Raw genomic sequence first — 18,227 nt, 5'->3', positions numbered from 1 at the left:
AGCCGATCTTCGGCGGCGGCAGATCCTTGCCGAACCAGGTCTTGTAGGACTTGGCGTAGAAGTCGAACTCGACGCCGGTCATCGCCTCGTGGAGCGAGGTGTTGACGAAGTTCAGCCAGTCCTGATCACCGCGCTTGACGCCGCAGGCATAGGTCTGCGGGCCCCAGCCATAGCCGGAGTCACGATATTGGCCGGGCTTCTGCGTGATGTACCAGAACACCGACGATTGGTCGGTCGCGGCTGCATCGGCGCGTCCCGATTCGAGAGCCTGATACATCAGGTCCACCGATTCATACTGGTCGACCTTGGCTTCGGGCAGCGCCTTGTGCACCAGTTCCTCGGCATAGACGTTCTGCAGGACAGCGACGGTGACGGCCGAGCCCGCTGCCTTCATGGCCGCATGGTCGGCATACTTGCTGTCGTTCTTGAGCATGAGGCCGACACCCTCGCGGTAGTAGGGAATCGTGAAGGCGATCTGCTGGGCGCGTTCACCTGTCACCGTCATGAACTGGCAGGTGATGTCGACCTTGTCGGTCGTGATGTTGGGGATGCGGGCATCGGACGCCTGGTTCACGAATTCGATCTTGTCCGGATCGCCGAAGAGCGCCTTGGCAATGATGCGCCCCATGTCGACGTCGAAGCCCTGAAGCTTGTCGTCAGCTCCCTTGAAGTGCCAGGGCGCATTCGTGCTGCCCGTTCCCATCACGAGGACGCCGCGTGCCAGAACTTCATCGAGCTTGCTCTTGGCATCCTGGGCGTGAGCGGTGCCAACAGTCATCAGGGACACTGCAGCCAGCAGCGCCGCGATACGAACCTTGTTCATCATTTCGTTTCCTCCGATTGATGTCCAATATAACAGACATCTGTCTCGTAATTTGGACAAGCATATCCTTCGTCAATCCTGCAGGATTGTCAAATGCTGGAGGGACGAAACGACTGGCCTGAACGTTCAGTGATCTTGCAGGCACAGGATGACAGTTGGGACAGATGCAATTGCTTGCGCTCACCTGCTTCCCGGCAGGCGATGGAGGATCGAGGTCTCCCGTATGAGACAATCTTGCCGCCCTGAGGATGCGGCCGGGTCATGCGGCATCGCGGTCTGCATTTTCCCGGCGGACGGGGAACTGATGATCGCATGGCATGGAGCCTGCGTGCTATCCAATAGTTATTCAATGAAAAACTCTCTGGCCACTTTCCCATCTTTGGTTGGACAGCCCACATCGAAGACTGGTTTTCGATGGCTCGGTTTGAAACCACAGGAACCCGGATGCGCATCAAACGGCTTCTTTTGAAACTGCAACTGCCCTTGAGGGCGACCACGGCGGCTGTGCTGTCGCTCGTGATCGCACAGGCGCTGCAACTGCCATTTCCGCTCTACGCCTTCATCGCCGCCGTGATCGTCACCGATCTGCAACCGGCCACCAGCCGGCAGCTGGGCTTGCGCCGCATCTGGGCGACGGTGATCGGGGCAAGTTGCGGCGCGGCCATGGCCCAAGTTGTGCCTTCTGGTGTCATGGGCGTAGGCATTGGCATTCTTGCCGCAATGCTGCTGGCCCAGTTTCTCAAGGCGGGGGAAGGCGTGAAGGTCGCGGGATACATCAGCGGCATCGTGCTTCTCGAGCATGCCGCTGAACCCCACACCTATGCGTTTCTGCGCTTTGTCGAGACGGTCATCGGCGTGCTCGTTGCGTGGGGCATCAGCTACATCCCCAGGCTCTTCCGGGATGATACGCAGACTCCTCCAGACAAGGCCTCGTGAGAGACCCCGGTCGCGCCGCGCCGCTGATCGCCGGTCAGTGACCGCTGAAGACCAGCGTCTTCATCGGGATGAACAAGGCCTGGACGCGCAGGATCATCGCGTGGACAAGTGCCACCGTGTCAATCATGTGGAGCGTGAACCAGGTCACCGTGCTGAGATCCTCGCTGACGAGGCGCTCGTGATTGTTCGTGTAGAGGTTCACGATGCAGTTGCTGCCTGGCGTCAATGCGTCGAGACCGCCTTCATAAAGGGGTTCGAGAATGACGAGCAGCGTTCCCGGCTGGGTAACCTGCCTCACGTCGACGAGTTGCTCGCCGGCGCGTATCTGGCCAGAGGCGATATAGTCCTGCACCCTGACCACGACCAGCGGAACGATCTTCAAGGGCATGGACACACAGGTCGCCTCGCCGGACATTCCAACCTTGGCCACTCCGGCCTCGATCTGGCCGAAGCCGGCCTGCAGCCGCCGTGCACCTTCGCCATGAGGGATGAGCACACCGGCGGGACGCATGATGGGGGTCACGACATCGCCAATCTGAAGGATGAATTGTTCGACGCGTCCGTCAACACCGGCATAGACGACCATCTTGTCGAGTTCGACTTGCGATTGCTTCAACGATGCTTCGGCACTGGCCTTTTCGGCGGGAAGCAAGGTCGACACCTTGATCTGGGCCGCCTCCAGATTGGCCCGTGCTGCAGAGAGCTGGCCTTCTGCGCCCGCCAGGCTCGTCGTCAGCATTTCAAGCTGGCGTTCTGAAACCGTGCCGGACTTGCGGTCAAACAATTCCTGTTTGGTCGCCAGTTCGTCGGCAATCTGCTTCCTTGCGTTTTCCGCTTGCTGAACTTGTCCCTCGGCGACCGCGATGTCGGCCTGCGCCATGATCGACTGGGCATCGATTTCGGCAATCCGGCGCTTTGCATACTCGACGGCCGCTTCGGTCTCGGTGCTGTCCACCTTGAAGAGAGGCTGGCCCTTTTTCACCTCTGCGCTTGCTTCGACATAAATCTCGGTGACCCTGCCCGTGGTCTCAGGAAGGATCGGGACTGTCCGGAATGCCGACGTGGCGCTGGTGGTGGAGGGATGGAAGTAGAAGATGGTAGTGATGAGCAGGATGGTGAGGATGAGACAGCCGGTGATACCCCAGCGGAGCTCATACCAGACTGAGAAGAAGGTAATTTTCCTACCCTGAAGAAACCGCCGAACGAGATAATCCGGCAGGATTGTCAGCATGGAACAAAGTGTAAGCTCAAGCATGGGATCAGGCCTTCTCGACCAATGCTGACTGCGTGGCAGGCGCTTCGGTTTCAGGCGCTGGCGGCGGCTCGTCAGGTGTTGCCTTCGCTGTGCCTGCAATTCTCTCCACGGCGTCCGCGATGCGTCTTACCGGATTTATGAAATCGGGGAGATCAATCACCGCAAGCAGAAGCCCGATGATCCAGAAGACGTGCTGATGCGTGAACAGCGATATGAGGCCCAGCACTGCAACCACCTCGAACTGCAGCTTCTTGTGGCCCATCCGCTCCGGCAGCGAATGCAGCCAGAAGAAGAACACGCCCAGCAACACAACGGAGATCACCACGACCACCGTGGTGATCACGTAGAGCGTGTCGGTCCCGCCTGGCGCTGTAATGAACCAGGGAAGCGTGTGGGGAGCCATGGGATGCTGCGTTGCCGACATGTGCGTTCGTCCGTCTGCTGCCACGGAGTCGCGCCCTCCTTCTAGAGGTCGCTGCCGTGGAGTTGAAGTTCGTAATTCACGATAACACGAAAGTCATCGAGCCGGTCATCAGTGTCATCCGGATTTTCAGTGTCGACATAAGCATATCGCACGCGAAGCCACAACGGCGCCAGCCATTCGAGATTGCCCTCGAGAGCGCTGAATCGGTAGTCCGCCGTAAAGTCATATTCATTGTTTTCGGGCAGGCCCGAGTCAACATCGAGGTCAATTGCGGCGAGTGCAGACAGCACCAGTCCCTTGGCGCCCAGTTCCTCGAAATCGTAGGAGGCACCGAGCAGAAGCGCTTGTTCGCCCGCGCGATTGTAGTCCTTCACGATCATGCTGGTGTAGCCCGGCCATGATCCGTAGGGAGCCTGCCAGTTGCCGTCCGATCCGTTGCCCGTGTATCCGGCGGTCAGCGTCAGGCCGCGATGGATGACATCACCCTTGATGCCAAACACCCATGCGTCGAAGTCAGGCCCGGTCAGCAATTCATCACCGATGCCGGACTGATACATGAACTGGCCGGACACGCGGAGTTTGGTGTCTTCGGCCACGGGCGCCGTCCAGATGGCGTCGCTGTAGGACGATGCAAGCAGGTCGGGCACCACGTAGAGCGATGTGCGGGCCTTCAACTCGTCGATGGGTGAAAACTCGAGTCCGCCGAGGAACATATCCGAATCCTCATTGACCCCGGCCGCATTGGCGATGTCGATGAATTCATCTGAATTGCGCTGCTTCATCGCGGTCAGCACGCCCGCATAGTAGCCCACCAGCCCAAGCTCGCCCTTGAGCGACACGCCCTCGAAGGTGTTGGGCGTCATGCGGCTGTCCTGCGGATTGACTTCCGGCTGGTTCACCAGCTGGCGGTAGAGTGTGAGCACCTGCTCTTCGTATTTCAGCGCGGCATAGGCCTGCCCGAGGACGCCATAACCTTCCTGCCCCGGCTTGAGCAGCAAGGTTCCGTCACGATCGTCGGGCGCCCAGAGCGGTTGTGAAGTGTAGCCGACGAGACCAAATTTCAGAACGTCCGAGATCCAGTCGGTCTCGTAGCCGATCCAGCCGCCGCCGGCCCATGCAGCGGGATCGGAACCCGACGTGTTGTCGCGATCAAAGAGATAACTGCGGAAATGAAGCGTGAGGGCTGCATCGTCAAACAGCGCACGCTGGATTTCGCTGACAGGTTCAGGCGCTGGCACCGCATCGGCCGCAAGTGCTGCACCGTGCATCAACACGGCGACCACGGTCCCAGTCAGCAAAACATTCTTGCTAAAGTTGTTTCTAAGTATCGACCACATCTGATTCCCTCCCCCAACAAGAAGCATAGCCCGAAAGCCAAGCTGGTGGTGATTGTATCGGGAATTGTCTCGCTCTGTTTGACACAGGTCAACACACTCGGAATTCCAAGAGGTAAATCTTGCCCGACTTGTCTGGGACCAAAGTCACCGGAAAGTGCCGAGGAGTGTGCTGCCCACGTGGCGCATTCATTTGATCAAGGGGAGACACCTATGGCTGACAACAACATCGACCGCTTCTTCGTGATGCATGCCGCGCGCGCTGACCAGTGGCGGGAAGCATTGACCGCTGCTGAACAATGGGCTGCAGGCACTGGCAGCCGCGCCGAGGTGGAGCAGGAGCTTTCCGACATTGCGTTGATAGAAGAATTCCACGCCTATCCCGGCCTGCGGCTGATGGCCCGCCTGCGCGAACGAATCGGTGCGGGCGACGCAAGCGCTGTCGCCAGCATGGTGCGCCGGATGGCCGATGCCATTCTGACCAATTCCTACGCGCAGCAATCAGATGGCGATCCGTCTTCCGATTCTGACGATGGCCTGCCCGATGTGCTGCCGAGCGTTGTTTCGCGCCGCGAGCAGCACCGTCCCTATTTTGAAGTACTTCTGGTAACGCCGCAGCCTGCGTCACGCTGGCCCGCCATGGCGGCCGAGTTCCGCCGGTTGCGCCGCGTAGAGGATGGCTTCATCTATGAGCCGGTCATCGTCGGCAGCTTCGAAGACGCGCTCTGCGCCACGCTCGTCAATCCGCAGATCCTGGCTGTCATCGTGGCAGAAGGATTTGCGTTCCACTCCGTGCATGAAGCACCCGTGCTACGCTCCATCCTGGACAAGACGCTGGGCAAGCTCGACAGCAGCGCGTCTGCGCTCAAACTCGCCGGTGCCCTCAAGAAGATCAGGCCGGAGCTTGATGTTTACGTAACGACCGATCGCGACGTCGAGACTCTCGCCGCGTCGAAGGAATCGGCTTGCGTCCGCCGGATATTCTACGCGGTGGAGGAGATTCTCGAAATGCACCTCGCCATTCTCGAAGGCATCCAGGCGCGCTATGAGACGCCGTTCTTCGACAACCTGAAGCGCTATGCGCAGCGTCCCGTCGGAACCTTCCATGCGCTGCCGATCGCGCGCGGCAAGTCGGTTTTCCGGTCCGGCTGGATTCGTGACATGGGCGAGTTCTACGGCATCAACCTGTTCCTCGCCGAGAGCAGCGCAACGACCGGCGGCCTTGACAGCCTGCTGGAACCCACCGGCAACATCAAGAAGTCGCAGGACATGGCGGCGCGCGCGTTCGGCGCGGACCATGTTTTCTTCGTCACCAACGGCACGTCGACCAGCAACAAGATGGTGGTGCAGGCACTGGTTGCTCCGGGTGACATCGTCATCGTCGACCGCAACTGCCACAAGTCGCATCACTACGGCCTGGTGCTCACGGGCGGGCAGCCGCTCTATGTCGAAGCCTATCCGCTCACGCAGTACTCGATGTATGGCGCCGTGCCGCTGCAGGCGATCAAGTCCGCGCTACTCGACCTCAAGGACGAAGGCCGGCTCGACCGTGTGCGGCTTCTCGACCTCACCAACTGCACCTTCGACGGGCACATGTACAACACCCGCCGGGTGATGGAAGAGTGCCTCGCGATCAAGCCCGATCTCATCTTCCTTTGGGACGAGGCATGATCCGGCTTCGCGCGCTGGTCGCCGTTCCTCAGGCCGCGCACCGGCATGGGCGCTGCCGCTGAAATCGAAAGCTGGCTCGCCGAGCCGGCATCGGTCGAGGCCTACGAAAAGCAGCAGAAGGCCTTGGGCGCCAAGCCGACGCGCGAACAGTTGTTGAAGACCAGGCTCGTTCCCGATCCCCGCAAGGTGAGGCTCCGGGTGTACCAGACGAATTCCACCCACAAGTCCATGTCGGCGATCCGTCAGGGCTCGATGGTGCTGGTCAAGGACGTCGATTACCCGAAGGTCGAAAGCCAGTTCCACGAAGCCGTGTTCACGCACGCTTCGACGAGCCCCAACCAGCAGCTGATCGCCGGCCTCGACGTGGCGCGGCGCCAGATGGAGCTGGAGGGATACGGTCTCGTGATGAACGCGATCTCAATCGCGCTCCGGATCAGGGCCGCGGTCAAGAATCATCCTTTGATCTCGAAGTACTTCCGTATCCTGGGGGCTGACGAACTGATCCCCGAGGCCTACAGGCAATCGGGCTTCAAGGATTTCCTGTCACCGGGCACGAACTGGGGTGATATCGTGAAGGCGAGGGACGAGGATGAGTTCTATCTCGATCCGACGCGCATGACGCTGGTCTGCGGCGATGCCGGTTTCGACGGCACCCAGTTCAAGGGCATCCTCGCCAACCGCTTCAACATCCAGGTCAACAAGACCTCGCGCAACTCGGTGCTGCTGCAGTCCAACATCAACAACACCAGAAGCGATGTCGCTCATCTGCTTCGCGTGCTGGCTGAAATCTGCGGCGAGATTGAGGAAGGCCTGCGGAGTGGCGGAGAAGGCGCGAAGAAGGCTCTCGCAAATCGGACCAAGGCCCTCATGCACGATGTGCCGGACCTGCCGAACTTCAGCCGCTTCCATGATGCGTTCCGCAAGGATGCGGGCAAGAAGACCCATGAAGGCGACATGCGCACGGCCTTCTTCATGGCCTATGACGAAGCCTCCTGCGAGTACGTGCCGCTCAATGGATCCGAGATGGACAAGCGGCTGGCAAACGGACCCGATCTTGTCTCGGCGAACTTCGTCATTCCCTATCCGCCGGGCTTCCCCATCATGGTGCCGGGTCAGGTGCTGACTGCCGAGACCATCGGCTTCATGCGGAAACTCGATGTGAAGGAAATCCACGGCTACGAGGCCGCAAGGGGCTTGAAGCTGATCAGGCCGGACGCTCTTGGAAACGGCCGCAGCAAGACGACCAAAGCCTGAACGAGAAGAGGGGAGAAATTCATGTTCAGCTACATCGCAGACACCTTGCGGGCAAACCCGCAACTGGCGATCTTCTTCACACTCGCCGTGGGCTATTGGATTGGTGCGCGGAAGTTCGGCAGCTTCAGCCTTGGCGCCGTCACGGGTACGCTATTGGCGGGAATCGTGATTGGCCAGCTCGGGATCGAGATATCGGGTCAGGTGAAGTCGGTCTTTTTCATCATGTTCCTGTTTGCCGTGGGCTTCGGCGTGGGTCCGCAGTTCGTGCGCGGCATCGCGACAGACGGATTGCCGCAGGCGGTTTTCGCCTTGGTGGTCTCGGTTCTCTGCCTGTTGTCTGTCTACATCGCTGCGATTGTAGCGGGCTATGGACCGGGGCTTGCTGCAGGACTTCTCGCAGGGGCTCACACGATCTCGGCATCGATCGGCCTTGCCACTGACGCAATCAACAACTCCAGCTTGACCCCCGAACAGGCGAAGGCCGAACTCGACCTGATCCCTGTCGCCTATGCCATCACCTATCTTTTCGGCACGGTGGGAACCGGTTGGATTCTCGCCTTCCTCGGACCAAAAATTCTGGGTGTCGACATCCAAGAGGAGTGCGCTCGCTATGAGCGCGAGATGTCGGTGGGTGCTCCGGAGTCGGGCTTTCTGAGCGGACGCCGCAAGCGCGAACTTCGCGCCTATCGCGTCCCGGAAGGCGGCAAGGTGGTTGGCATGACAGTGGCGCAGGTCGAACGGGATCTCCTGCCGGGTGAGCGCATCTTCGTTGAGGGCCTGCGCAGCGGTAACGAAATCGTCGAGTATACGCCTGACACGACTTTCAAGCCCGGCGACGTCGTCGCGGTCGCGGGACGGCGGGACATACTGGTGAACGTTCTGGGCCAAGGCGTCGAGGTGGACGATGTTGAGCTTCTGGATGTCCCGGTCGAGGCCGTGGACGTCCTCATCACCAACAAGGATCTCGACGGTCGCACGTTGGCTGAGGCTGCCGAGAAGCCCTTTGCACGGGGCGTGTTCCTGAACTCGATCCGGAGAGGCTCGGCGGCGGTGAACATTCCGGTTCTGCCCCAGACGAAACTCAACCGGGGCGACGTCGTTCGCGTCGCCGGAACCAAGGCCAGCATTGACCGCTTCGTGGCGGCCGCGGGATTTGCCGACCGGCCTGTGACAGTCACCAACATGGTTCTGGTCGGCCTGGCGATCATGATCGGCGGACTGATCGGCGCCTATGTCATCCCCATCGCCGGTGTTCCCATCACGCTGTCCACATCGGGTGGCGCGCTCGTCGCGGGGATATTCGTCGGCTGGCTGCGCACGGTGAAGCCCCAGATCGGCAACGTGCCTCAGCCGACCTTGTGGTTCATGAACTCTGTTGGCCTCAACGTTTTCATCGCCATCGTCGGTATCAGCTCTGGCCCGACCTTCATCGCTGGGCTGAAGCAGGCGGGGTTCGGGATCTTCTTCTGGGGTATCTTTGCCACTGCCGTGCCAATGCTGCTTGCGCCGCTCATCGGAAAGTATCTCTTCCGCTTTGATCCTGCGATCAACCTGGGCTGTTGCGGCGGCGCGCGCACTTCGACGGCATCTGTCGCCATGGTGGGCGATGTCGCAAAGTCGGATGTGCCGATGCTGGGCTACACCGTGCCCTATGCCGTGAGCAACACGCTGCTCACGCTTTGGGGCCTCGTGATCGTGCTGTTGATCCTCTGAGACGCGTTACCAGCGTAATTGCTGCACCATCCGGTTGACGGGATCATTGCGGAGATGTCCCAGCCTTCGCAAGCCCAGAAAACCGGGTGGCCTTCCTTCCAAAGCCTTCCTCCAACTCTCGATTTTGATCTGATGAGTTCGCCATGGAAACGATGACACGCTTCGAACTGGACGAACTGACCACGCTGGTCATTGGCATCATTGCCTTGTTTGTCGGGCGCTGGATCCGCCATTCGGTTCCCTTCCTCCGCAAGATCGACATGCCGAACGCGGTGGTGGGAGCGATGGTCGTCGCGCTGATCGTCCTGGTCATGCAACTGCTTCTCAAGATCGATGTGGCCTTCGGCTCGCGCATCAAGGATGGGTTGCTGCTGATCTTCTTCACGTCCATCGGGCTTTCGGCGAAGCTTGCCGCGCTGAAAAGCGGCGGCAAGCCCCTGGTCATTCTTTGCGGCGTCACGATTGCGGCACTGGTCGCCCAGAATCTGTCCGGGGCGGCGCTGGTCGCGGCCTGGGGCGCCCATCCGGCCTATGGCGTTCTGGTCGGCTCGCTCTCGTTCGTGGGCGGGCCCGGCACGGCGATGGCCTGGGCGAAAGAACTTCAAGCGCAAGGGCTGCAGCACGCGCAAGTGGTGGCAGTGGGCGCGGCAACTCTGGCGGTGATCACGGGAGCTCTGGTATCGGGGCCCGTGACGGGCTGGATCGTCAAGCGGCACAAGTTGCGTGCATCCGTGGGCACACCCTCGGATGTCACTTTCATGGTGCCGCAGGAGGAGAAAACTCCGGAGCCCCAAGGTTCGACACAGATCGAAAGCCTTCTCTCCACCGTGTTTGTGTTGGCGATGGCGGTTCTGATCGGCGAGAAGCTCAACGACTATGCCAGGGAGGCCGGCTTCCTCCTGCCGGGCTTTCTCAGCGCCATGATCGCAGGCGTGCTGATCACCAATCTTGCCGATGCCTTCAAGTACAAGCTTGATTTCGCTCCCATCGAGCGCGGTGGAGCCGTAGCTCTGCAATTGTTCCTCGTCATGGCGCTGATGTCGACGCCGCTGATTTCAGTCGCGGTCATTCTCGTTCCGCTGGCGCTCAACGTCGTCATTCAGGTGGTTGTTACCGTTGCCATCGCATACTTCGTGCTCTTCAGGCTGTTGGGGAGCGACTACGACGCGGCTGTGACTTCCGGAGGGTTCCTTGGGTTCGGCCTGTCCTCGATGCCGGTTGCCATGGCCACGATGGACGAAATCGGCCATCGCTACGGGCCTTCACCCAAGGCGTTTCTCCTCATCACGCTGGCGGGCTCGTTCTTCGTCGATCTTGCAAATGCCGTGGTCGCGAAGGGATTTCTTGCTCTTCCCTACTTCTCGATTGCCGCACCTGCGGCGGGCGGTTAGGCTGCGCGACAACAGGAGAAAATCTTGCACGATCTTTTGACAAGCATCCGCGAGCGGAAGCTTCTCTGGCTTCTGGCCTTCGTCCCGCTTCCGCTTCTCGGTCACTCGGTTTTCCATCTGCCGTCGACCCTGTTGTTCGTCCTCTCGATCCTGGCCATCATTCCGCTTGCCGCGCTCCTCAGCCTTGCGACCGAGCAGGTTGCCGAGCGCACGGGAGACTCCGTCGGCGGGCTCCTCAACGCGACGCTTGGTAACCTCACCGAGCTGATCATCGCCCTCGCGGCGCTAAAGGCTGGCGAGTACATGCTGGTCAAGGCATCGATTGCCGGCGCCATCGTGACCAACACGCTCTTCATGACCGGCGCTTCGTTTCTGCTCGGCGGGTTGAAGCATCACGTGCAAGAGTTCAACAGCGGCAATACGCGTGTCCAGGTGGCGATGCTGTTCATCGCGGCTTTCGGCCTGCTGATCCCGTCGGCCATGGCTGCAGCCGATACCCACGCCGTGCCGCAGTCGCTCAGCCTTGTCATATCCCTTCTCTTGATAAGCGCCTACGGCCTTGGCCTCGTCTTCACCTTGGGCACGCACCGGAAATTCTTTGCATCCGGAGCAGCTCATGGCGCTGGGGCGAATGAACATGCTGAGCATGTGTGGCCTGTGCCGCTCGCTGTCGGCACCCTTCTCGGGGCCACCGTCGTTGTTGCACTCGTCAGCGAAGTCTTCGTGGAGTCGCTGACCGAAGCTTCCGCACAGCTGGGACTTAGCCCCGCATTTGTGGGCTTCATCGTGGTCGCGATCGTTGGAGCGGCTGCGGAAATGGTGGCTGCCTTCTCGGCCGCACGCAAGAACCGGCTCGACCTCAGTGTCGGAATTTCCTTCGGCAGCGCCACCCAGATCGCCCTCTTCGTGATGCCGGCTTTGGTTCTGTTGAGCTATGTCCTGGGGCCAGCGCCGATGACGCTGGATTTCTGGCCGGGTGCCATCGTCATGATCTTCATCGCGGTTTTCACCGCTGCGCTGGTCACCGCCACCGGGCGTTCCGCCTGGTTCCTCGGCGTGCTGATGCTGATGATCTATGCCATCTTCGGCGCCACGCTCTTCATCATTCCTCCGGCTGCGTGAGGTCCGACATGCCGGGCAGCGCAACAGAAGAGGTGAGGAAACGCGTTCTCAACCCGGTGGAACGCCTGTCCGAAATCCTCTTCGGCCTGATCATGGTGCTCACCTTCACGGGCTCCCTCAGCGTGGCCACAGCCGAACGCGCGGATGTGCGCGAGATGCTGATCGGCGCAATCGGCTGCAACCTTGCCTGGGCCCTCATCGATGCCATCATGTATCTCATGGCCTGCATGAGCGAGCGCGGCGCCATGCGGCAGACAGTTCTTGCCATCCGCAAGGCGGGTTCAACGGCTGAAGCACATGAGGCGATCAGCGGTCAACTTCCGCCGCTCGTCGCTGCCGAGCTGCGGCATGAGGACCTGGAGCGCATCCGCCACAGCATCCTCGCACTCAAGCCATCCAGTGGCGGCCTTGGATTACAGGGTCGTGACGTCAGAGGTGCGATCGGGGTGTTCCTGATTGTCGTCGCCTCCACATTTCCAGTGATCGTGCCATTTATCTTCTTGCCTGACGCGGCAATCGCCATGCGGCTGTCGAACGCCATCGCCATCGTGATGCTTGCGATGATCGGCTTCGGCTATGGCAAGGCCTCGGGCCAGCCGCCGCTGTGGATGGCAACGGCAATGGTCGTTCTGGGAGTGGTGCTTGTGTCGGTCACCATTGCGCTCGGAGGGTAGCCAGACCTCTTCAACGGCAACGGCAACTTCGAGCCAGTTCACTGGCTGCCAACAGCCAGAACAGGAGGCCGCATGTTTGAGAGAATTGGAGAGTGTATCGGCTAGTTGTTGCTACACCCTTCCGTATGCATTCCGCAAAACTGCTTGACTGTGACCTTGTCCCACCGTCTCTTGAACGGACCGCGACAACACTTCCAAACCGGCAGGCTGACCAAGGATCGCGGCATGTGGAACGGCGATGGCAAGAATTCTGGATTTGATGGACGACACATTGATCGGCAGCGGAGTCGAGGTTGCGCCGCTTCTGTCCCAGCCGGGTGACGACTTGCTGGATCAGGCGGCTTCGGTCGGCCTAGTGGCCTTCGCTCCTTCCCCGATGTGGCAATGGCAGCCGCTGAATGGCTCCATCAGCGGGGGTTTTACAGCACGCACCGCCGGCACAGCGGATGCTCCGTCACAAGAAGCTGAACCTGCTGCCACCATAAAGTTCTCGAACCCTCTTGCCGCGGCCGACCAGCCGGACTTGTCGGGAGACCCCCGCTGGAAGAATGACGAGCATCTGGTCATGACCAATGCCGGTTCGGTGACCTCGCAAGCCCCCACGGCAATGCAGTCCGATGATTTCTCCACCATGTTCCGCGCCGATGGCCGGGGCGTGACGATCGGCATCCTGTCGGACTCGTTCAACGTCGGCACCGGTTTGTCCACCAGCTACGCCGACGACATGGCGAGCGGAGATCTGCCCGCCGGCATCAACATCCTGGACGACAGCGCCAACGGCTCGCTGATCGACGAGGGCCGCGCCATGGCGCAGTTGATCCACGACGTGGCGCCGGGCGCGGCGATGGCATTCCACACCGCCTTCACCGGCGAGGCCGAATTCGCGCAGGGCATCCTCGACCTCGCCGCGATCTCCGACATCGTCGTGGACGATGTCAGCTATTCCAGCGAGCCGGTCTATATGGACGGGATCATCGCACAGGCGGTGGACATGGCTTTCGCCTCTGGCGTCGCCTATTTTTCCTCGGCCGGCAACAGCGCGATGGAGGCCTATGAGTCCGCCTATGTCAGCGTCGACCTGTCTGCTCCGGCGGGCCTGAGCGCCGGCGACGAGGCGATCCGGCAGTTCCTCGCCGCGAACGGCTATGAGACAGCGCACGACTTCGACCCCGGCGCGGGGGTGGACATCACCCAGGGCCGCGGGCGTTTCGTAGGCCAGCGACGAGTGCGGCCGCTCGGTGTTGTAGTCCTCAGTCCACGCAGCGACCGCCCCCCGAGCCTGGTCGAGACTGAAGAACAAGGTCTCGTTCAGCAGCTCGTCTCGCATCTTGCCATTGAAGCTCTCGACGCAACCGTTCTGCATGGGCTTCCCCGGCATGATGTAGTGCCACTCGATCCGCTGATCCTTCGCCCAGGCCGATGTGTTCCGCCTCGATACAGAGACCGGTTATATCGTGCTGATGTCCCGCGCGACGGGTCGCACCCAGGCCAATGGATTCAGCGGCGGAGCCGCCGTCGCGGACGATGGAACGGTCGCCTACATCTCGCAGGCCACCAACCTGACGCCCAACGACACCAAAAATCAGGGTGACGCTTTCGTTACGCAATTCAAGAATGGCGTGTTCACAACGACAGTATTGTCGGTGGATTCAAACGGCGAGTTGTTCACCAGCCGCAATCAGACCACCCATGTCGACATTTCATCCAATGGAAAGGTCGTGGCATTCGGGACGGACACCGACGACGACCTGCACCCTGAAGTCAGCATCTGCAGGTTCGAAGAGACGGACGGGTTGAGCTTGCCCACGAGCTACGAGGGCAGTGGAGAAAGTGGCGTTCCGGACCTGTCGGGAAGCGGCAGTCTATGCACGTTCAATTCAACCTCTGACGATCTGGGTCCCATCGACAGCAATGGGACGGGCGACGTCTATGCCGAGACGGATGGCTGGTGCACGGAGAAGGCTGATATCTATCGGCTTCTCGATTGTTCCGAATACCTTACAACAATCGGAGAGTCGGTTGATGCCGGTGGTGGCGATGACAGGGTGTTCGGCACCGGGTGCGACGAGATCATCCGCGGCGGCGGCGCAGACACGATCAATTGCCGGGGTGGCGCCGATACCTGCAGTGGTGGAACGGGAGCCGACAGGATTGATGCGGGTGCCGGTATCGACCGCGTGCGTGGCGGTGGCGGGAACGACATACTGATTGGCGGGCTTGACGCGGACTACCTGTGGGGCGATGTCGGCGTGGACCGGTTCAGTTACCGAGACATTGGTGAGTCCCTTGGCGGAACGAAGATCGACAGGATCTTCGATTTCGAGCTGGGAGTCGACATCATCGGCCTCAGTAAAATCGATGCGGATACCTCGACGCTTGCGGACGACGCCTTCGTATCGATTGGTACTGGCGCGTTCAGCGGCACGGTGGGCGAGTTGCGGCAAGTGTTCGCCGGCAAGAATGCCATCGTACAGGGAGACGTGGACGGCGACGGCATCAAGGACTTCTGTATTCTGGTGCTGAAGACAGATGGCCAGCTGATTGGCGGCTTTTCATTCGTATTATGAGCATCCAGGTGCGGCAGGGATGTTCCAGTTCAGACTTTCGCCCAGAAACATCGCGCCGACGATCACGGCGTGGAGCGGAACCAGGTAGTTGGAATATGCAACTAGGCTCGGACCGCTGCACGCAGCCAGCCTATGCAATGAACCATGTGGAATTCGGAATGGGATAATCTAATCATCAAAAGGACCTCTCAATTCCGGATGCCGTGACTGCTGCATCGCTTGATCGGCCGAATGTTGCATACTCGGCCATTGCCGAGATATCTCCTGCTTCCACTGCATATTTGTCAATACCCGAAGGAAATCCGACAGGTCGAGCAGCATCGCGATCTTCTACCGAACATGGTTCTGGGAAGAGGTCTGGTGTCCACCTCGATGTTACACCGCGATTTACGTGACAAGAATCAGGCCTCGAACAGCCAGCCGACCCCGGTTTCGTACAAGTCGTTATCTTTCCGGTCAATGAAAAGGGCGTGCAGATTATTCCTGCTTGCCAATGGTGCACCCTCCTGACTTCCTTTCACCATGAGGGCCGTCGCCCAGGCATCGGCCTCCGCGCAGGTCCGTGCAACGACCGTGACCGATGCGGGCGATGTGATGAGCGGTCCGCCGCGCGCCGGGTCCATGGTATGTGACAGGCGCTGGCTGCCGATATCGACCCAGTGCCGGTAATCGCCCGACGTGGCGACGGCAGCGTCGTGGAGTGCAATGATGGAATGAGGCGCGCGGGCCTCCGGGTCTGGCCTCTCAACCGCGATCGTCCATGCTTCGCCATCCGGCCTCAACCCCATGGCCAGCATCTCGCCATCGATCCCGACGAGTCCGGACACGATGCCAAGGCTGGCAAGCGTTTCGGCAATCCTGTCGACGCCATAGCCCTTGGCGATGCCATTCAGGTCGAGCGTGATTGGCTCGCGTTTGCGCACCCGGCCCGCTTCGAGTTCGATGACCTCATGTGCAGGCTGCCGCCGTGATGCCGTCGCGGCGCGGATGCGTTCTGGCGCTGTCGCTTCAGGCCCGAACCCCCAGGCCGCCACCGCATCGCCCACGCCGATGTCAAAGGCCCCGCCAGACGCGCGGCCAATCGCCAACGCAGCCTTCAGCACGATCATCAGGTGCGCCGGAACGTCGATCCATCGGGACGGTGACGCTGCATTGAGGCGCATCAGGTCGCTGCCGGGTTTCCAGGTGGACATCTGGGCGTCCACCTCGTCCGCCGCGGCCTGCAGGGCCACCCGGGCCACATCTGGGTCGAATGCCGGAGTTGCATGGAACAGCGCCGTCCAGCGCGTGCCCATCGTCGGTCCGTTCAGGGCATGGCGCACCAGGTCAGTAGACATCTTCGACATAGCGTCCCTCGGACTTCAGCGCCAGCGGGCTCAACCCGGCGGGTGCCAGTATGTCGGCCAGCGCATCCGCAACACCGGCCGCCATGTCACGTCCGCCACAGACCATGACGCGGGCACCGTTGCGGATCAGCCGCGTCACCAGCGCGGCTTCCGCACGGAGCGCGTCCTGCACATAATGCGGCCGCGCGCCCCGCGAGATGGCCGTGAAGAGTTGCGCGAGACGGTCCTCGCCCTTCCAGCGGCTGAGATCGTCGCCATAGAGGAAATCGCTGCCGGGATGGCGCATCCCGAAGAACAGGTGAATGGGACGCCGCCCAGAATTGGCCCGCACGAAGCCCGCGAGCGGACCGATGCCGGTGCCTGCCCCGATGAGGATCAGCGGTGCATCGCCCCGGCCGGCATGGAACGCCGGGTTGCGGCGGAGAAATGCGGAGACGGCGTTGTCCGGTTCAAGCTCCATGAGCTGGCTGGAACACAGGCCGCCCGGATGCTTCCTCACGACAATCTCTATGAAACCGTCGCGGCTGGAAGAGGCAAGCGAATAGAAGCGCGGTACCGTCGAACCCGCTGGCAGGATGCCAAGGAGGTCGCCCGCCTCGAAGCGGCCGATGCCATTGCCTGTCAGGCGCTGCCACAGCGAGGCCTTCGGCAAGCCGAAACGCAGGATGGCTGTCGGCGCCTGCACCTCCGCGCCATAGTCGCGGCGTGAGAGAAGCGTCAGCGGGCGGGATGCAGGCGCTGCGGGCTGATGGCAAAGCACAAGCGCAATCCCCATGGCGGCGCCAAGCTCATGGCCCCAGCGCGCGAAATCCTGCGGCGACTGGCGGTCCACGGTGCTGAATGGCACCATCTCCGTCCACCCCTTGTCCGAGGCTGCGTCCGATACCGACTTCGCGAAGGTGCAGAAGCGGGGGAAGCTCCTGTCGCCGAAGCCGAGCACCGCAAGGGGAATGGCTGGTGCAAGATCAATTGCATTCAAACGATCGAGGAAGCCCTTCGCGGAAGACGGCGCATCGCCATCGCCATAGGTCGAGGCCAACATGATGATGCGTTCGGCACTCGCATAACGGGCGGGATCGAAGGCTGACATGGAGCCGGTGTGAACCCTCTGCCCTGCAGCGGTGAGTGCCTTGTGCAAGGTGGCGGCGAAGCCCCAGGTGCTGCCGCCTTCGCTTCCCACCAGGATGATGGTTCCGGTCTTGCCAGCAGCGACATTGCCCGCTAGACGCGGCCGTCCGCGCCGTGCCGCCCACCATTGCGCTACACCGGTCGCTCCCATCACCGGCACGCCCATCGCAATCAGCCCCAGCAACAGCCCGAGACCGGATGCGCCCTGCCCGGTGTGCAGCATGTAAATCATCTCCGACACGTGTTCCCAGCCCGTGAGGTCGGCCCAGGCGAGGAGCCTGCCATTGCCCTGATCGAGATAGCCGGTGCCCCGGTCGGTCTTGAGCGTGAACACATCGGAGGGGTCGTCCGCATAGGGAAAGGACAACTCACGCAGGTCCGCAACAGGCGTGGAGCCGAGCAGTCCGATGCGGGCAAGCGCAACGCCGGTCTCGCCACTGACGTCCGTGGGGACAGCCAGCACCGCACCCTTGTCGGGAAGCAGGTCGAAGGTGGAGAACGTCATCCACAGCGCGGTGATGGCGGAGAGCGCAAGGCCGGCGACGGCGACGCGGGCCACTTCGACATGCACGCGCCCCGCGATGGGGCC

General features: G+C 61.1%; 12 protein-coding genes and 2 pseudogenes. 7 read left to right on the top strand and 7 right to left on the bottom strand.

Annotation, left to right across the window (positions count from 1 at the left end):
- On the bottom strand, positions 1–823 hold an 823-nt coding region (locus ACEW8Q_RS16775; protein ID WP_373505202.1), incomplete at its 3' end, for a transporter substrate-binding domain-containing protein.
- Between the two features lie 444 nt (positions 824–1,267).
- Here ACEW8Q_RS16775 and ACEW8Q_RS16770 point away from each other — a divergent pair.
- Positions 1,268–1,759 (top strand): aromatic acid exporter family protein, encoded by a 492-nt coding sequence (locus ACEW8Q_RS16770; RefSeq protein ID WP_373505201.1) that lies wholly within the window; start codon positions 1,268–1,270, stop codon positions 1,757–1,759.
- A gap of 34 nt (positions 1,760–1,793) precedes the next feature.
- Here ACEW8Q_RS16770 and ACEW8Q_RS16765 read toward each other — a convergent pair whose 3' ends face one another.
- From ACEW8Q_RS16765 to ACEW8Q_RS16755, 3 genes are read right to left on the bottom strand one after another with little or no spacing between them, the layout of a single operon-like run.
- Complete coding sequence (locus ACEW8Q_RS16765) at positions 1,794–3,014, bottom strand: HlyD family secretion protein (RefSeq protein WP_373505200.1); 1,221 nt, start codon at positions 3,012–3,014, stop codon at positions 1,794–1,796.
- Between the two features lie 4 nt (positions 3,015–3,018).
- Complete coding sequence (locus tag ACEW8Q_RS16760; RefSeq protein ID WP_373505199.1) at positions 3,019–3,438, bottom strand: hypothetical protein; 420 nt, start codon at positions 3,436–3,438, stop codon at positions 3,019–3,021.
- Between the two features lie 41 nt (positions 3,439–3,479).
- On the bottom strand, positions 3,480–4,736 hold the full coding sequence (locus ACEW8Q_RS16755; RefSeq protein ID WP_373505198.1) for an OprD family outer membrane porin: 1,257 nt from the start codon (positions 4,734–4,736) through the stop codon (positions 3,480–3,482).
- A 249-nt stretch (positions 4,737–4,985) separates the two neighbouring features.
- On the opposite strand from ACEW8Q_RS16755, the pseudogene ACEW8Q_RS16750 reads away from it, so the two are divergent.
- From ACEW8Q_RS16750 to ACEW8Q_RS16730, 5 genes and pseudogenes are all read left to right on the top strand, one after another.
- Positions 4,986–7,697, top strand: a pseudogene (locus ACEW8Q_RS16750) (decarboxylase).
- A 21-nt stretch (positions 7,698–7,718) separates the two neighbouring features.
- Entirely contained in the window at positions 7,719–9,410 is a 1,692-nt protein-coding gene (gene aspT / locus ACEW8Q_RS16745) for an aspartate-alanine antiporter (RefSeq protein ID WP_373505197.1), read from the top strand.
- A 143-nt stretch (positions 9,411–9,553) separates the two neighbouring features.
- A complete protein-coding gene (gltS, locus tag ACEW8Q_RS16740) occupies positions 9,554–10,801 on the top strand; it encodes a sodium/glutamate symporter (RefSeq protein WP_373505196.1) in 1,248 nt (415 codons plus the stop codon).
- A gap of 24 nt (positions 10,802–10,825) precedes the next feature.
- Complete coding sequence (gene cax / locus ACEW8Q_RS16735; RefSeq protein ID WP_373505195.1) at positions 10,826–11,923, top strand: calcium/proton exchanger; 1,098 nt, start codon at positions 10,826–10,828, stop codon at positions 11,921–11,923.
- An 8-nt stretch (positions 11,924–11,931) separates the two neighbouring features.
- Positions 11,932–12,597 (top strand): VIT family protein, encoded by a 666-nt coding sequence (locus ACEW8Q_RS16730; protein ID WP_373505194.1) that lies wholly within the window; start codon positions 11,932–11,934, stop codon positions 12,595–12,597.
- A 1,195-nt stretch (positions 12,598–13,792) separates the two neighbouring features.
- Here the strand turns inward: ACEW8Q_RS16730 and ACEW8Q_RS16725 are convergent.
- A pseudogene (locus tag ACEW8Q_RS16725) lies at positions 13,793–14,011 on the bottom strand (transposase); the annotation flags it as partial.
- Between the two features lie 46 nt (positions 14,012–14,057).
- On the opposite strand from ACEW8Q_RS16725, the gene ACEW8Q_RS16720 reads away from it, so the two are divergent.
- On the top strand, positions 14,058–15,164 hold the full coding sequence (locus ACEW8Q_RS16720; protein WP_373505193.1) for a calcium-binding protein: 1,107 nt from the start codon (positions 14,058–14,060) through the stop codon (positions 15,162–15,164).
- Positions 15,165–15,565: 401 nt separating this feature from the next.
- On the opposite strand, the gene ACEW8Q_RS16715 is transcribed toward ACEW8Q_RS16720, so the two are convergent.
- Together ACEW8Q_RS16715 and ACEW8Q_RS16710 are read right to left on the bottom strand one after the other, a co-directional pair.
- Positions 15,566–16,510, bottom strand: a complete 945-nt coding sequence (locus ACEW8Q_RS16715) for an FAD:protein FMN transferase (RefSeq protein ID WP_373505192.1) — start codon at positions 16,508–16,510, stop codon at positions 15,566–15,568.
- Positions 16,491–18,227, bottom strand: a 1,737-nt coding sequence (locus ACEW8Q_RS16710) for a flavodoxin domain-containing protein (RefSeq protein ID WP_373505191.1), incomplete at its 5' end; no start/stop codon positions are given. The genes ACEW8Q_RS16715 and ACEW8Q_RS16710, both read right to left, overlap by 20 nt.

The sequence above is a fragment of the Aestuariivirga sp. genome, from assembly GCF_041738905.1.
In the GTDB taxonomy this organism is placed as follows: Bacteria; Pseudomonadota; Alphaproteobacteria; order Rhizobiales; family Aestuariivirgaceae; genus Aestuariivirga.
The sequence above is the reverse complement of the archived record's forward strand: the minus strand, read 5'-3'. Positions and strand labels throughout refer to the sequence as shown.

Coding starts and splice junctions, on each gene's coding strand:
- ACEW8Q_RS16770 (WP_373505201.1), top strand. CDS start 1,268: ATGCGCATCAAACGGCTTCTTTTGAAACTGCAACTGCCCTTGAGGGCG.
- ACEW8Q_RS16765 (WP_373505200.1), bottom strand. CDS start 3,014: ATGCTTGAGCTTACACTTTGTTCCATGCTGACAATCCTGCCGGATTAT.
- ACEW8Q_RS16760 (WP_373505199.1), bottom strand. CDS start 3,438: ATGTCGGCAACGCAGCATCCCATGGCTCCCCACACGCTTCCCTGGTTC.
- aspT (WP_373505197.1), top strand. CDS start 7,719: ATGTTCAGCTACATCGCAGACACCTTGCGGGCAAACCCGCAACTGGCG.
- gltS (WP_373505196.1), top strand. CDS start 9,554: ATGGAAACGATGACACGCTTCGAACTGGACGAACTGACCACGCTGGTC.
- ACEW8Q_RS16730 (WP_373505194.1), top strand. CDS start 11,932: ATGCCGGGCAGCGCAACAGAAGAGGTGAGGAAACGCGTTCTCAACCCG.
- ACEW8Q_RS16720 (WP_373505193.1), top strand. CDS start 14,058: ATGTCCCGCGCGACGGGTCGCACCCAGGCCAATGGATTCAGCGGCGGA.
- ACEW8Q_RS16715 (WP_373505192.1), bottom strand. CDS start 16,510: ATGTCGAAGATGTCTACTGACCTGGTGCGCCATGCCCTGAACGGACCG.